The organism is Ottowia massiliensis (assembly GCF_900240305.1).
GTDB lineage: Bacteria > Pseudomonadota > Gammaproteobacteria > Burkholderiales > Burkholderiaceae_C > Ottowia > Ottowia massiliensis.
Window position 1 is genome coordinate 1,270,425 of sequence record NZ_LT964854.1, and the last position, 14,955, is coordinate 1,285,379.

Consider the following 14,955-nt stretch of genomic DNA (forward strand, 5'->3'; position numbering starts at 1 on the left):
CTCGCAACATATTGGCGCGCCGTCTGATCCCTTTTGATTTTTGATTTCTGCCGGGCCTGACCCCGGCTTTTTACGGAGATACACACAAATGGCAGCAAAAGACGTTGTTTTCGGCTCTGACGCCCGCGCCCGCATGGTTGAAGGCGTGAACATCCTGGCCAACGCCGTGAAGGCAACCCTGGGCCCCAAAGGCCGCAACGTGGTGCTGGAACGCAGCTTCGGCGCGCCCACCATCACCAAAGACGGCGTGTCCGTCGCCAAGGAAATCGAGCTGAAAGACAAGCTCCAGAACATGGGCGCACAAATGGTCAAGGAAGTGGCCTCCAAAACCAGCGACACCGCTGGCGACGGCACCACCACCGCCACCGTGCTGGCCCAGGCCATCGTGCGCGAAGGCATGAAATACGTGGCCGCCGGCATGAACCCGATGGACCTGAAGCGCGGCATCGACAAAGCTGTGGCTGAACTCGTCGAGCAACTGAAAAAAGCCAGCAAGGCCACCACCACCAGCAAGGAAATCGCCCAGGTCGGCACTATTTCCGCCAACTCTGACGAATCCATCGGCCAAATCATTGCCGACGCCATGGACAAAGTGGGCAAGGAAGGCGTCATCACCGTGGAAGACGGCAAGAGCCTGAACAACGAGCTGGACGTGGTCGAAGGCATGCAGTTCGACCGTGGCTACCTCAGCCCCTACTTCATCAACAACCCCGACAAACAAGCCGCCGTGCTGGAAAACCCCTACGTGCTGCTGTTTGACAAGAAGATCAGCAACATCCGCGACCTGCTGCCCACGCTGGAAGCCGTGGCCAAAGCTGGCCGCCCGCTGCTCATCATTGCCGAAGACGTGGAAGGCGAAGCCCTGGCCACGCTGGTGGTGAACACCATTCGCGGCATCCTGAAAGTGGTGGCCGTCAAGGCCCCCGGCTTCGGCGACCGCCGCAAGGCCATGTTGGAAGACATCGCCATCCTCACCGGCGGCAAAGTCATTGCCGAAGAAGTGGGCCTGTCGCTTGAAAAAGTGACGCTGGCCGATCTGGGCCAGGCCAAAACCATCGAAGTGGGCAAGGAAAACACCACCATCATCGACGGCGCTGGCAAGGCCGAAGACATTGAAGCGCGCGTCAAGCAAATCCGCGTGCAAATCGAAGAAGCCACCAGCGACTACGACCGCGAAAAACTGCAAGAGCGCGTGGCCAAGCTCGCTGGCGGCGTGGCCGTCATCAAGGTAGGCGCTGCCACCGAAGTGGAAATGAAAGAAAAGAAAGCCCGCGTGGAAGACGCCCTGCACGCCACCCGCGCTGCCGTGGAAGAAGGCATCGTCGCTGGCGGCGGCGTGGCCCTGCTGCGCGCCCGTCAGGCCGCTGGCGACATCAAAGGCGCCAACCCCGACCAGGACGCCGGCATCAAGCTCGTGCTCAAGGCCATTGAAGCGCCCCTGCGCGAAATCGTCATCAACGCCGGTGACGAAGCCAGCGTGGTCGTGAACAAGGTGCTGGAAGGCAAAGGCAACTTTGGCTACAACGCCGCCAACGGCCAGTATGGCGACCTGATCGAGCTGGGCATTCTGGACCCCACCAAAGTTACCCGCACCGCCTTGCAAAACGCCGCTTCCGTGGCCGGTCTGATGCTCACCACCGAATGCATGGTGGCCGAGGCCCCGAAGGAAGAAACCCCTGCCGCCCCCGGTGGCATGGGCGGCATGGGCGGCATGGGCATGGACATGTAAAGAGCCAGCCCTGCCGGGCGTCAAGCGCCTCACCTCGGCGCTTGCCCTGCGCCCGGTCTTCAAAGCTGCCAGTCCTTCGCGAGCTGGCAGCTTTTTTATTGGGCGCGGTCTTCAGGCTGTTTCCCGATATTGACTTAAATCTTCGGCGGTTTTGGTGGGAGCAAATTCAGTAATCTGGTATTCCGCCACGCCTTCGCGGTGAAATGGATCTTCCCGAATCAGCCTTTCCACCTGTTCCCGATGATCCGCCTTCACCAGGATAATGCCGCCCGTGCGCGGCTTTTTGCGCCCCGACATCAAAAAGATGCCCTCTTTGTAATACCGTTCGAGATACGCAATATGCTCGGGCAAACAGGCTTCGACTTCCGGCAATCCTTTGATATATTCCAATGACACGATAAACATTTGTTTCCCTTTGAAAATGGCGGCCATTGAATCAAATGCCGCCTAAAAACGCCGCTTCAAAATCACAGGGCGCGCCGATTTTCTTGGCTTTATCCAGGACCCTATTCGCTATGCGCCTTTGGCGGCAAATTCGGTATTGACCGCCACGGCATGTGATCTGCCCGATTGGAACGGCAATGGTTTGCCGTTTGGCTCGGCGGTTCCACCATTTAAGAAGATATTCAGGGTTTGTGCTATTTGTTAATACTTGATTGCCTTGCCTTGCCTTGTTGCTGCGGCTTTGAGAGTGAAAAGCGGCGCGTGGCTAACGCACGGGCAGGAAAGTCAGCAGCGGGGCGGCAGCCATGCCCTGGAGAAAGGAAATGGCGGCGCGGCGGTGGCGCTCGGTCAGGTGCGCGGCCACCAGATCCAGGCGGCCAATGATCTTGCCGAACTCGCGCTCGAAGCTGAGGTTTCGCCCGGCGGGGCCGGCTTCGTTGGCCAGCAGCAAGGGGCGGCCTGCGCTGTCGCGGCGGGTGTTGAGAATCCACAGCGCAATTTCCATGTTGCGGGCGGCGTTGTAGATGTGCTGGGGGTCGGGGCCACTCAGGTAATGGAACTGACGCTGGCCGCCGTGGGCGGTGATGAGGGTGTCGGCGCAAGCGATGACGAAGGCCGCCACGCGGTCGCCCGTGAAATCAGGCGAGAGCGCCAACGCCAGCGCGGCCACGTCGCGCCGCCCTTGCAGCGCGGGCCAGGCGATGGCAGAGGCGGATTCCTGCTCGGGCGGCTCCTGCCCGGCTGCCTCGTCAGCTTCCTGCATGACGGCCTGGCGGATGGCCAGCAGGGCGGCCTCGCGCGAGGCAGCGGTTTTGCGCCACTGCACGGGATTGCGGCGGTAGAGCTTGTCGGCCAGCAACAGCAGGCTTTGCAGATTGGCCTGCATGGCGGTTCCCGCCAGGCGGTTACCTTCACTTTGCAGCAGCTCCTGCCCGCCAAATTCGGCGCCCTGCACGCTGCCGTGCGGCGTGGGGGCGTTGCTGACGCAGCCTGCGGCCAGCAGGGCGCAGGCCATGAAAAAGGCTGCCGAAGCAGCCCGATGGGAGGCGCGCAGGGCACGCATGGAAAATGCCTGCGGCACGTTTGCGGTCAGGATTTGCCAGCCTGCGCGTCAGCCGTGATTTCGCCGGAGAGCTGACCGCCTTCCTCAATCACGATCTTGCCGTAGCGCACCTTGCCGGTGACTTTGCCGGTGGGGTAGATGATGAGCTTTTGGCGCACGGTGAGCGTGCCTTCGAACAGGCCGCGAATTTCAGCCGTGTCGATTTCGGCGGTGCCTTTGAAGGCGCCTTTGTCGGCAATCTGGATGACGCGGGCGTTGATGGTGGCTTCCACTGTGCCTTCCACGGCCAGCGTGTCGCAATCGGTGATTTCAACGCCCTTGAGCTTGATGTTGGCGCCTACCGTCAGGCGCGCGCCGTTGTCAGCGGCCGCCTGCGCGGCTTGGCTGGCAGCATGCGCGCCCAGCGGCTGCACGGACGACGCAGCGGGCGCAGCGCCCAGCGGACGCACGGGAGTGGGTTGTGATTCGTTCTCGCGTTTGCCAAAGCTCAGGGCCATGTCTTCTCCTTGGGAATAAAAGATAATGTTGAATCAAATGGCTGGCGGGCAGTCTAATGGGTGTTACGCATCAAAACGGTCTGAAATGCCCGCATTTGCCCCCTTTTTCCTTTACTTGCTTTTCTTGCAATCCCCAACGCCTGCATGACCGACTCCACTCCCCGCCTGGCCGTCTTGCCTGCTGCCCGTGGCTGCGCCCAGCCGCAAGGCGTGTGGACGGCGGCGGCGCTGGCGCAAAAAGGCGTGCTGCCGCGCCTGCGAAAAACGCTGGCGCAAGCGGCGGGCAGCGCTGGCGAATGGGATTTGCGTGGCCTGGCCGGGTTTGACCACCTGGGCGCGCTGGTGTTGTGGGACGGCTGGGGCCGCCAGTGGCCCGCCGCGCTGCACGCCAGCCAGGCGCAGCGCGCACTGCTGGAGCGTGTGGCAAACCAGCCCGCCCTGCCGCCCGCCGCTGGCGGGCATGCCAGCTTCGCGCAGCGTTTTGACAGCCTGGGCCAGGGCGTGGAAGGCGCGCTGGCGCAGGTGCGCGGCTTCGTTCAGATCATGGGCCAGCTTTTTCTGGACGCGCTGCGCCTGGCGCGCGCGCCGCAGGCCGGGCCGTGGCGTGATTTTTCAGGCAGCCTCTACCACATCGGCGCGCAGGCGCTGCCTATTACGGCGCTGGTGGGCTTTTTGATTGGCGTGGTGCTGGCCTATCTGATGAGCCAGGTGCTGCGGCAGTTTGGCGCGGATGCCTTCATCGTGGACATCCTGGGCCTGGCGCTCATCCGCGAGCTGGGGCCGCTGCTGGCGGCGGTGCTGATTGCGGGGCGTTCCGGCTCGGCCATCACGGCGCAAATTGGCGTGATGCGCGTGACCGAAGAGCTGGACGCCATGCGCGTGCTGGGCATCGCCCAAGGCTTCAGGCTGGTGCTGCCGCGCGCGCTGGCGCTGGCCGTGGCCATGCCGCTGCTGGTGGTGTGGACTTCGCTGACGGCGCTGCTGGGCGGCATGCTGGCGGCTGACATCACGCTGGGTATCACGCCCAGCTTTTTCATGCACACGCTGCCGCAAGCCGTGCGCGTGAGCAATCTGGCGCTGGCCGTGGGCAAGTCGGTGGTGTTTGGCGTGGCCATTGCGCTCATCGGCTGCCACTACGGCCTGCAAGTCAAGCCCAATACCGAGAGCCTGGGGCGCGGCACCACGGCCTCGGTGGTGGCGGCCATCACGGCGGTCATTCTCATTGACGCGCTGTTTGCCGTGCTGTTCAAGAGCGTGGGCATATGAGCGGGCGCAGCGACGCTTCCTTGCTGCCCGCGCCGGGCGATCCCGTTATTGAAATCCGGGGCCTGACCAGCGCCTTCGCGCTGCCCGAGGGCGGGCGCGTGGTCATTCACAAAGACCTCGATCTCACCGTGCGGCGGGGCGAAGTGCTCACGCTCGTGGGCGGCTCCGGCACCGGCAAGACCGTGCTGCTGCGCCAGATGCTGGGGCTGAACACGCCAGCGGCTGGCAGCGTGCGCGTGCTGGGGCGGCCCGCCGCCGAGCTGGGCCGGCCGGGCGCGGCGGCGCGCGTGGGCATGCTCTTTCAGCAAGGCGCGCTGTTTTCCGCCTTCAGCGTGCTGGACAACATTGCCTTCCCTTTGCGCGAGCTGCGCACCCTGCCTGATGAACTGGTGCGCCGCGCCGCCTTGCTCAAGCTGCAAATGGTGGGCCTGAAGCCGGGCGACGCGCACAAGATGCCCGCCGAGCTGTCGGGCGGCATGATCAAGCGCGTGGCGCTGGCGCGCGCGCTCATCATGGATCCGCCCCTGCTCATGCTGGACGAACCCACGGCCGGGCTGGACCCCGACAGCTCCGATGCCTTTTGCGCGCTGCTGCAATCGCTGCACCAGGAGCTGGGCCTGACCGTCGTCATGGTCACGCACGATCTGGACACGCTTTTTGCCCTCTCCAGCCGCGTGGCCGTGCTGGCCGAGCAGCGCGTCATCATCGCCGCGCCCGTGGCCGAAGTGCTGGCGTTTGACCACCCCTTCATCCGCCACTTCTTCCTGGGCGAGCGGGGCCTGCGCGCCATTTCTGACTTGCCGCAGCTGGCGCATCTGGCCGCCCGCCTGGCGCCCCCTGCTGCCCCATCTTCAGGAGCCTGAATGGAAAACAAATCACACGCCCTGGCTGCCGGCCTGTTCGTGCTCATCGTCAGCGCCATGCTCATCGGCCTGGCCGCCTGGCTCACCAGCGACCGCACCGTGCGCGACGCCTACGAAATGAGCACACACGAACCCATCAGCGGCCTGCAAGAGCAAGCCCCCGTGCGCTTTCGCGGCGTCACCGTCGGCAAAGTCACCCGCATCAGCTTTGACCACGAAAAGCTGGGCAACGTGCTCGTGCGCATTGAAGTGGACAAAGGCGCGCCTATCACCCGCTCCACCTACGCGCGGCTCGATTACCAGGGCATCACCGGCCTGTCTTACGTGCAGCTTGACAACGATGGCCGCAGCACCGAGGCCATCGAGGCCGAACGCGGCCAGCTGCCCCGCATCCCTTTGCGCAGCGGCCTGCTGGGCGAATTCACCGACCACGCCCGCGTGCTCATGAGCCAGGCCAGCGAAGCCACCTCGCGCATCAACGCCCTGCTGGAAGAAGACAACCGCAAGGCCATCGCGCAGGCCATCCGCGACCTTGGCGAAGCCACCCGCGACATGGCGGGCGCCGCCCGCAGCATTGCCAAACTCGCTGACGACACCAACCGCACCATCACCGCCCAGTTCGGCCCCAGCCACAGCAGCATTCCCGTCCTCGTCAGGCAGGCCACCGCCACCCTCAAGGGCTTTGAAGACGTGGCCGTGCAGGCCCGCCGCGCCACGGGCGATTTGCAGGCCGCCGCCGCCAGCGTCAAAAACGGCATGCAAAGCTTCACCGCCAACGGCGGCGTGCTTCAGAGCCTGAACGAAAGCGTCGGCATCCTGGCCGCCGACACCCTGCCCGGCATCCAGCAAGCCACTCATCACGCCAGCAGTGCCCTGCGCCGCGTGGACCGCGCCGCCGCCACCTTCACCGAAAACCCGCAATCGCTGCTCTTTGGCTATGGCCCCATCCCCCCCGGCCCCGGCGAACCGGGCTTTGCCACTGGCGGCGCCCCGGCTGAAACGCCCGTCGTCATTCCCGCACCCTGAAAGCGCACGGGCCATGAGCCATCCGGCATGCAGACAAGCCTCAATTTCGCTCCTGAAAACATAGCTATACGTCCTAGTGGAAAGTGCGCAGAACCCGTTTCGGTGCCCTCTTGATTTGCTCTGTTTTTTTGATTCGCCCCGCCGCCCTGATTTCCTGCTGAAACCGCCATGAACCAGACCGCCGCCGCCCCCTCACGCGCCTTCGCGCCAGCCTGGGCCTGGGTTCTTGCCCTGGCCGCCGCCTTGCTTGCCGCATGCAGCACCCCTTTGCCAGACAAGCCCGCGCGCCCTGCCAGCTATGACCTCGGCCTGCCCGCCGCTACTACGGCCAGCGGCGCGGCCAGCCAGCCGCCCCTGGCCCTGCCTGCCGTGACCGCGCCCGCCGCGCTGGACAGCCCCGCCATGCTCTACCGCCTGGCCTACAAAAACGAAGCCGATCAGCCCCGCCCCTACGCGCGCGCACGCTGGAGCATGAGTCCGCCCGAGCTGCTCACCCAGCGCCTGCGCGAAACCCTGGCCGCCAGCCGCCCCGTCGTCGGCGCGGGCGAAGGGCTGGCCGCTGCCGAGCTGCGCGTGCACCTGGACGACTTCAGCCAGGTCTTTGAAGCCGAAAACCGCAGCCACGCCCGCATCCAGATTCGCGCCACCCTCATCGCCCCGCGCGCCAGCCAGCGCCTGCTGGGTCAGCACACCTTCACCGTCCAGCGCCCCGCCCCCACGCCCGACGCCGCCGGCGGCGCCAAAGCCATGCGCGAAGCCGCCGACGCCGCCATTGCCGACCTCGCCGCCTGGCTGGACCGCCTGCCCCGCCCCGCGCCGTGAGGCTCCGGGCGGCTGAAAGCCGGAGAAGGAGCTGCGCACGGCCTGGCCGCAAACCTGAAAGCGGCCTGCCGGAAAAAAGGCGGCATGCCGCCGCTTTCTGGCATCTTCCGCATCTGCTTTCTTTTGCTCCAAGCCTGACCGTCATGAATGCCCTTGCCGCCCCCTTCGCCTTCCGCCCGCCGCGCTGGCTGAGCTTGTTGCTGGCGCTGGCCTTGTGGCTGGCCCTGGCGCTGGCGGCCAGTGCGCAGGCCCCGCAGGCCATACCCGCGCTCACCGCCCGCGTGATCGACCAGACGGGCACGCTCACCGCCGAACAAGCCAGCGCGCTCGAAGCCAGCCTGGCCGCGCTGGAGCAGGAAAGGGGCGCGCAAGTGGCCGTGCTCATGGTGCCCACCACCGCGCCCGAAGACATTGCCGCCTACGCCAACCGCGTGGCCAGCGCCTGGAAGCTGGGGCGCAAGGACGTGGGCGACGGCGCCCTCATCATCGTGGCCCTGCGCGAGCGCAAGATGCGCATTGAAGTGGCCCGCACGCTGGAAGGCGCGCTGCCCGACATCATCGCCAAACGCATCATCGACCAGCAGATGGCCCCGCACTTCCGTCAGGGCGACTACGCGGGAGGCCTTCAGGCCGCCATCGACGCCGTGGCCGCCCGCATCCGTGGCGAAGACCTGCCGCTGCCCGCCCAGGCCGACGCAAACCGGAGCGCAACGGGGCCGGAACTCATCTTCTTCATCCTGTTTTTCGTCATCGCCTGCCTTGGCGTGCTGCGCAGCCTGTTCGGGCGCAAGAAAGGGGCCTTCACGGCGGGGCTGGCAGGCGGCGCCATCACCTTCTTTCTGACCTTCAGCGTGGTGGCGGCGCTCATCGTCGCCTTCTTCGTCTGGCTGATCGCCCTGTCGGGCGGCGGCAAGGGCGGTGGCGGCAGCAGCTCAGGCGGCGGATGGAGCGGCGGCGGCTTTGGCGGCGGGGGCGGCGGCTTCAGTGGCGGCGGCTTCAGCTCGGGCGGCGGCGGCAGCTTTGGCGGCGGCGGCGCCAGCGGCAGCTGGTAGGCGCATCCTTTCAGGCGCGTTCGCGCAGCTTTATCTGCCTGGCAGCGCAAAAACAGTAGCGAATTTTTGGTGCCAAAAATACCGCTTCGCGCAGTATCTACTAGGACATATTGCTATTGATAAAGGAGCAAAAAAGCCTGGTGTGCCTACTGTCTGTGCCTTGCTCATCTTCCTCTCGCAGCCCCTCACGGGCGCGTCATGGAGCGCCATGGCGCGTTTTCAGAACCTGTTCATAGCGTAGGTGTGGAAAGCGCGCCCCCGGGCGGTCTGCGGTTTTGCAAACCCCCGATGAATCACAAGGCCCTTCTGTGCCTTGCGGCCCATCCCGATCTGTCTTTTCGCTCCTCCGGCCAGACTGTGAGCTGGTTTTTGGGCGCCACGCGGCATTTCACTCCGTTTCGTGGCCAAATCAAACGTTTTTTGAACGTTTCTCATTTTCTGGGTGTTTCATGCTTTCCATCCCCGCGCCCTGGCCTGAGCGGCTGGGCATTGTTTCGCGTGCGCTGGCGGCCATTGTGGGCGGCTATGCGCTGGCTGCTTTGTGCAGCGTGGCGCTGGCGCTGCTGCTGCCGCTGGCCCGTTCCGAGGCGGTGACCTGGGGCATGCTGGCTTCGTTTGCCGTGTATGCGGGGGCGGCGCTGTGGGCTTTTGCCGCTTCGACTGCTGCGCGCGCGTGGGGCGGGCTGGCGCTGGCCTTGGCCGTGGCGGCGCTGCCGGCGGCGTTGCGCTGGCTGGGCTGGATGGCGCCGCTTGCGGCAGGAGGCGGGGCATGAAAAACGGCTTTCGTCAATCCATGGCCTGGCTGCACACCTGGAGCGGGCTGCTGGTGGGCTGGGTGCTGTTTTTGGTGTTTGCGGCGGGCACGGCGGCTTACTGGCGGCCGGAAATCACGTTTTGGATGAAGCCTGAAATGCACGCGGCGGCCCTGCAAGCGAGTGCGCAGCCGGCCACGCCGCAGCAGCAGGCCGAGCGCGCGCGGCAGGCCATTGAGTGGATGCAGGCCAACGCGGCGGGCAGCCCGCGCTGGTTCATTGCCTTGCCCAGCGCGCGCGATCCGGTGTCCACGCTGATGTGGCTCAAGCCCAATGCCGATCCCAAGGGCGGGCGCGCCGTGCGCTTTGGCGAGGCCACGCTGGATGCCAGCGGCCAGCCGCATGCCAGCGCGCGGGACACGCGCGGGGGCGACTTTCTCTATCGCCTGCACTTTGATTTGCACTATCTCTCGCCGCTGACGGCGCGCTGGGTGGTGGGCTTTTGCGCCATGTTCATGCTGGTGGCCATCATCAGCGGCATCGTCACGCACAAGCGCATCTTTGCGGACTTTTTCACCTTCCGCCCCAAAAAAGGCCAGCGCAGCTGGCTGGATGCGCACAACGCCACGGCCGTGCTGGCGCTGCCGTATCACTTGATGATTACTTACACGGGCTTGTGCACCCTGATGTTCATGTACATGCCCTGGGCGCCCAAGGCCGCTTATGGCGAGGCGGGGCTGCCTGCCTATCAGGCCGAAGCTTTTGGCGGCCGCCCGGGCAATGCCCAGCCCAGCGGCGAAAAAGCGCCGCTGACAGATGTGGCCGCGCTGGTGGAGCAGGCGCAGCGGCGCTGGGGCGGCCTGGCCGGGCGCGTGATGGTGGAAAACCCGGGCGATGCGGCCGCCGTCATCACCATTGCCCGCCAGGGTGATGGCAGCGAAATGAGCCTGCGCCCGCCTTCCTTGCGCTTTGAAGGCGCCAGCGGCAAGCTGCTGGGCGCGGCGGGCGAAGAGCCGGGCGCTGCCGTGCACACCTACAACGTGATGGAGGGCCTGCACACGGCCCGTTTTGCCAATGCGCCGCTGCGCTGGCTGTTTTTCCTGAGCGGCCTGATGGGCTGCGCGATGGTGGCCACGGGCTTGCTGCTGTGGGCCGTGAAGGAGCGCCCGCAGCATCTGAAAGCCCTCAAGCGCGGCGAAAAGGGCAGCTTTTTGCTGCGCGTGGTGGATGGGCTGAACCTGGGCGCCATAGGCGGCCTGCTGGTGGCTTTGCCTGCCTACTTTTGGGCCAACCGGCTGCTGCCTGTCGATCTGCCGGATCGCGCCAATGCGGAAATCAGCCTGTTTTTTGCCGCGTGGGGCCTGTGCCTGGCGCTGGGGCTGGCGCGGCCTTCGCAGCGGCTGTGGCAGGCGCTGCTGGCCGTGGCGGGCGCGCTGCTGGCGCTGATGCCGCTGCTGAATGCCGCCACGGGCGGGGCGCACTGGGGGCAAAGCATTCCCGCCGGTTTGTGGCGCGTGGCCGGGTTTGACGCGGTTTGCCTGCTGCTGGGCCTGGGGCTGTGGGCCGCCGTGCGCTGGCTGCGGCAGCGCGAAGCCGCAGCCGCCGCCGCTTCGGCCAAGGTTGCTGCGCGCAAAACCGCCAGCAAGCCCGCTTCAGAAACGCCCAAGGCAGCGCCAGAGCCGCCCGCGTCCGCCGCTGCACTGCCCGCCATCGCTCCGGAAAGCCCCGCCACGCCATGAACGCCCTGCTTTTGCTGACTGCCTTTGTCTGCGCTTTTGCTGGTTTTGTGGCTTTGAGCCTGGGCATGGAGCGCCACTTTCATGACGTGCTCGGCCCGCAGCGCCCCTTTGCCCGCTGGCAGCCCTGGCTGCGCGCCGCAGGCATCGCTGGCTTGCTGCTGGCCCTGGCCGCCTGCCTGCTGGAGCGCGGCCCCGCTCAAGGCTGGGTGCTGTGGCTGGGCGTGCTGACGTCCGCCGCGCTGGCGCAAATGCTGGCGTTGAGCTACGCCTGGCCCCGCCGCTAGAGGCTGTTCAGAGTCTGGCAGGAAGCAGAAAGCGGGGCAGCGCAGCGGGGTGATTCATGAAGGCAGGCGGGCGGTGCGCCGCAGGCGGCGCGTGCCAGAATTGCCACTTTTTCCTTGCCGCCATGCCAGTCTCGTCTGCTGCCGCTTCAGTCCTGACCGGAAATCCCATCGTGGATCAAGCCACCAAGATCGTGGCCACGCTTGGCCCCGCTTCCAGCGATGCGCAGGTGATTGAAAGCATGATCCGCGCGGGCCTGGATGTGGTGCGGCTCAATTTCAGCCACGGCAATGCGCAGGATCACATTGCCCGCGCGCAGCGGGTGCGCGAAGCTTCGCGGCGCGTGGGGCGCGAGGTGGCCATCATGGCTGATTTGCAAGGCCCGAAAATTCGCGTCGGCAAATTCGCGCAGGGCAAGGTGCAGCTCAAGGAAGGCGCGCCTTTCATTCTGGATGCCGCGCGCCAGGAGCCGGGCGACGAACACGCCGTGGGGCTGGACTACAAGGAGCTGCCCGGCGACGTGAAGGCGGGCGACGTGCTGCTGCTCAATGACGGCCTGATCGTGCTGGATGTGCAGCGCGTGGCGGGCGATGCGGTGCACACGGTGGTGCGCGTGGGCGGCGAGCTGTCAGACAACAAGGGCATCAACAAGCAAGGCGGCGGGCTGACGGCGGCGGCGCTGACGGCCAAGGACATGGAAGACATCAAGACGGCCATTGGCCTTCAGGCCGATTACGTGGCCGTGAGCTTTCCCAAAAGCGGCACGGACATGGAAATGGCCCGCCAGCTGTGCAACGTGGCCGCCGCAGGCCAGCGCCACAGGCCGGGGCTGATTGCAAAAATCGAGCGCGCCGAGGCCATCGCCAACCTGAAAGAGATTTTGCTGGCCAGCGACGGCATCATGGTGGCGCGCGGCGATCTGGCCGTGGAAGTGGGGCATGCGGCCGTGCCCGCGCTGCAAAAACGCATGATCCGTCTGGCGCGCGAGCATGACCGCCTCATCATCACCGCCACGCAGATGATGGAGAGCATGATCAACAACCCCGTGCCCACCCGCGCCGAGGTGAGCGACGTGGCCAACGCCGTGCTCGATGGCACCGACGCCGTGATGCTGAGCGCCGAAACCGCCGCAGGCCGCTATCCGCTGGAGACGGTGCAGGCCATGGCCAGCGTGTGCGAAGAAGCGGAAAAGCACATGGCAGCCTCTGACCACGAGTACGACGGCAGCCACAGCCACCTGCCGCGCATCGACCAGGCCATTGCCGCCAGCGCGCTGCACGCGGCGGCGCTGGTGGGCGCCAAGGCCATCGTGGCGCTGACCGATTCCGGCTCCACCGCGCTGTGGATGAGCCGCCGCCGCATTGGCATCCCCATCTACGCGCTCACGCCGCGCGTGGTCACGCAACGCAAGATGGCGCTGTACCGCAACGTCATTCCCATGCTGATGGACACCAGCGCCGACCGCGACGAAGCCCTGCGCCAAGCCGAGAGTTGCCTGCTGCGCCACGGCGTGATGAGCCAGGGCGACATCTACGCCATCACCTGCGGCGAGCCGATGGGCGCGCCAGGCGGCACCAACATGCTCAAGATCAGCCGCGTGGGATAGAGGCGCCAGGCGGCGCAAGAGAGGCCAATTTCGCTCTTCTATTCGTAGCGCGATGTCCTGGTCGAATGGGCGCGAATGGCATTTTCATGCCTGCCAAATTCGCTCTTTTTTTTGATGAAACCTGCCTGCCTGCGCGGGCGGCCGCTGGCCCTGCGCGCCGCCGATAATCCGGCCCGTTTCTCCCCGCGCCGCCTGCCCGCCCGCAGCGGCGCTTTTTTCAATCTTCCCGAAAGACACAGCCATGAACCAGCAACAGATGGACCAGATCGCCAGCGGCAAAGGCTTCATCGCCGCGCTTGACCAAAGCGGCGGCAGCACGCCCAAGGCGCTCAAGCTCTACGGCCTTGACGAATCGGCCTGGCAGAGCGAAGCGCAAATGTTCGACCTGGTGCACGCCATGCGCGCGCGCATCGTGCAAAGCCCCGCCTTCGATGGCCGCCGCGTGCTGGGCGCCATCTTGTTCGAGATGACGATGGACCGCGAATTCGACGGCCTGCCCGCCGCCGATTACCTGTGGCAGCGCAAGCGGGTCGTTCCTTTCCTGAAAGTGGACAAGGGCCTGGCCGATGAGGCCGACGGCGTGCAGCTGATGAAGCCCATGCCCCAGCTGGACAGCCTGCTGGCGCGCGCCGCTGGCAAAAACATCTTCGGCACCAAGATGCGCTCGGTCATCCACGCGGCCAATGCCCGGGGCATTGCCGCCGCGCTGGATCAGCAATTTGCCGTGGGCCAGCAAATTCTCAAAGCGGGCCTCGTGCCCATTCTGGAGCCGGAAGTGAGCATCAAGGCCGCCGACAAGCCGCAGGCCGAAAGCCTGCTCAAGGCCGGCTTCATCGAGCGGCTGGACGCACTGCCCGGCGATCAGAAAGTGATGCTCAAGCTCACGCTGCCCAGCGTGGCGGGCGCTTATGGCGATCTGGTGAAACACCCGCGCGTGCTGCGCGTGGTGGCCCTCTCGGGCGGCTACAGCCGCGATGAATCCAACGCGCTGCTGGCGCAAAACCCCGGCGTCATCGCCAGCTTCAGCCGCGCTCTGACCGAAGGACTGACGGCCCAGCAAAGCGATGCCGAATTCAACGCCGCGCTGGACAAGGCCATCGAATCCATCTATCAGGCTTCCATCGCCTGACCGGCGCTCGGAACCTGCTCATGATCTGGCCGTGGGCGCGAAAAGAACGAATCCGGCCGGAGCGAGTTCAAGCGGCAGGCGGGCCATCTCCGGGATGGGTACACATTTCGCTCTTTTCTTCATAGCGCCATGTCCTAGTGCGCATTGCGCGAAGCGCCATTTAGATTGCCTTGAATCAGTTCCTTTTTTTGAGTTCCGCCAAGCAGGCAGGGCCGGCCTGAAGGCGCTGCTCCGGCCCTCAGCCGCGCCGGAGTCTGCTCACGGTGAATCATCTTGAACAGCCCATTGAAACAGGCCGCCCGCGCCATCAGGCCGGGCGGTTTTTTTCATGGGATTGAGCATTCATCACGCGCCAGCGCGTGTGGCATGCAACGCACAAAGCGGTAACGAAATGATGGTCTGGCACGCCCCGCTGTCATGTACGCGCAGCAGCTTTGGGCGGCCTTCAAGACGGTTTTGCAGGCAAGGCAATTACGTTTTTTGAAGCTTTCTGCTTTTGTTTTTCAAAGAGAACATTTCGTAATGCCTTTGGCGCAAGTGCTTCATATAGTGCCCCGTTCGCGTTTGCGGCATGCGCTGCCCGCCATGCGGCAAACAAAGTTTCGTTATTTAGACAGGGATTGAAGAAATGACTTATATCCGTCCTCACCTTCCGCCTCCCCCGCCTCCGCCTCCGCCGCCTCCT

The 14,955-nt window shown here is 65.3% G+C and carries 15 protein-coding genes; 12 read left to right on the forward strand and 3 right to left on the reverse strand.

The window, feature by feature from the left end; genetic code table 11:
• Positions 1-88: 88 nt before the first annotated feature.
• Entirely contained in the window at positions 89-1,729 is a 1,641-nt protein-coding gene (gene groL / locus C1720_RS05835; protein WP_050715182.1) for a chaperonin GroEL, read from the forward strand.
• Between the two features lie 111 nt (positions 1,730-1,840).
• Here groL and C1720_RS05840 read toward each other — a convergent pair whose 3' ends face one another.
• From C1720_RS05840 to C1720_RS05850, 3 genes are all read right to left on the reverse strand, one after another.
• Positions 1,841-2,161, reverse strand: a complete 321-nt coding sequence (locus C1720_RS05840) for a YciI family protein (RefSeq protein WP_233199822.1) — start codon at positions 2,159-2,161, stop codon at positions 1,841-1,843.
• 277 nt (positions 2,162-2,438) lie between these two features.
• Positions 2,439-3,236, reverse strand: coding sequence for a hypothetical protein (locus C1720_RS05845; protein ID WP_102283542.1), 798 nt, complete (start codon positions 3,234-3,236; stop codon positions 2,439-2,441).
• Between the two features lie 26 nt (positions 3,237-3,262).
• Positions 3,263-3,733, reverse strand: coding sequence for a bactofilin family protein (locus C1720_RS05850; RefSeq protein ID WP_102283543.1), 471 nt, complete (start codon positions 3,731-3,733; stop codon positions 3,263-3,265).
• A 144-nt stretch (positions 3,734-3,877) separates the two neighbouring features.
• Between C1720_RS05850 and C1720_RS05855 the strand changes: the two genes are divergently transcribed.
• The 11 genes from C1720_RS05855 (at position 3,878) to C1720_RS12880 (ending at position 14,894) form a co-directional block, all read left to right on the forward strand.
• Complete coding sequence (locus C1720_RS05855) at positions 3,878-4,999, forward strand: MlaE family ABC transporter permease (protein ID WP_102283544.1); 1,122 nt, start codon at positions 3,878-3,880, stop codon at positions 4,997-4,999.
• Positions 4,996-5,862 carry an ABC transporter ATP-binding protein gene (locus C1720_RS05860; RefSeq protein WP_102283545.1) on the forward strand — a complete coding sequence of 289 codons (867 nt, stop codon included), beginning with the start codon at positions 4,996-4,998 and terminating at the stop codon, positions 5,860-5,862. The genes C1720_RS05855 and C1720_RS05860 overlap by 4 nt, the downstream gene beginning before the upstream one ends.
• A complete protein-coding gene (locus C1720_RS05865; protein ID WP_102283546.1) occupies positions 5,863-6,888 on the forward strand; it encodes an MlaD family protein in 1,026 nt (341 codons plus the stop codon).
• Between the two features lie 168 nt (positions 6,889-7,056).
• The gene (locus C1720_RS05870) at positions 7,057-7,710 is read left to right on the forward strand and encodes an ABC-type transport auxiliary lipoprotein family protein (RefSeq protein WP_102283547.1); all 654 of its coding nucleotides are present in this window, start codon (positions 7,057-7,059) and stop codon (positions 7,708-7,710) included.
• Positions 7,711-7,853: 143 nt separating this feature from the next.
• Positions 7,854-8,762 carry a TPM domain-containing protein gene (locus tag C1720_RS05875; RefSeq protein ID WP_199170960.1) on the forward strand — a complete coding sequence of 303 codons (909 nt, stop codon included), beginning with the start codon at positions 7,854-7,856 and terminating at the stop codon, positions 8,760-8,762.
• A gap of 449 nt (positions 8,763-9,211) precedes the next feature.
• The gene (locus C1720_RS05880) at positions 9,212-9,535 is read left to right on the forward strand and encodes an iron transporter (RefSeq protein ID WP_102283548.1); all 324 of its coding nucleotides are present in this window, start codon (positions 9,212-9,214) and stop codon (positions 9,533-9,535) included.
• The gene (locus tag C1720_RS05885) at positions 9,532-11,253 is read left to right on the forward strand and encodes a PepSY-associated TM helix domain-containing protein (protein WP_102283549.1); all 1,722 of its coding nucleotides are present in this window, start codon (positions 9,532-9,534) and stop codon (positions 11,251-11,253) included. Before C1720_RS05880 ends, C1720_RS05885 begins: the two co-directional genes overlap by 4 nt.
• A complete protein-coding gene (locus C1720_RS05890; RefSeq protein ID WP_102283550.1) occupies positions 11,250-11,537 on the forward strand; it encodes a DUF3325 domain-containing protein in 288 nt (95 codons plus the stop codon). The genes C1720_RS05885 and C1720_RS05890 overlap by 4 nt, the downstream gene beginning before the upstream one ends.
• Before the next feature lie 122 nt (positions 11,538-11,659).
• Positions 11,660-13,141 carry a pyruvate kinase gene (gene pyk / locus C1720_RS05895; RefSeq protein WP_102283551.1) on the forward strand — a complete coding sequence of 494 codons (1,482 nt, stop codon included), beginning with the start codon at positions 11,660-11,662 and terminating at the stop codon, positions 13,139-13,141.
• A gap of 241 nt (positions 13,142-13,382) precedes the next feature.
• Positions 13,383-14,270, forward strand: coding sequence for a fructose bisphosphate aldolase (locus C1720_RS05900; RefSeq protein ID WP_102283552.1), 888 nt, complete (start codon positions 13,383-13,385; stop codon positions 14,268-14,270).
• Between the two features lie 417 nt (positions 14,271-14,687).
• Positions 14,688-14,894 (forward strand): hypothetical protein, encoded by a 207-nt coding sequence (locus tag C1720_RS12880; protein ID WP_146006890.1) that lies wholly within the window; start codon positions 14,688-14,690, stop codon positions 14,892-14,894.
• The last annotated feature ends 61 nt before the right edge of the window (positions 14,895-14,955 follow it).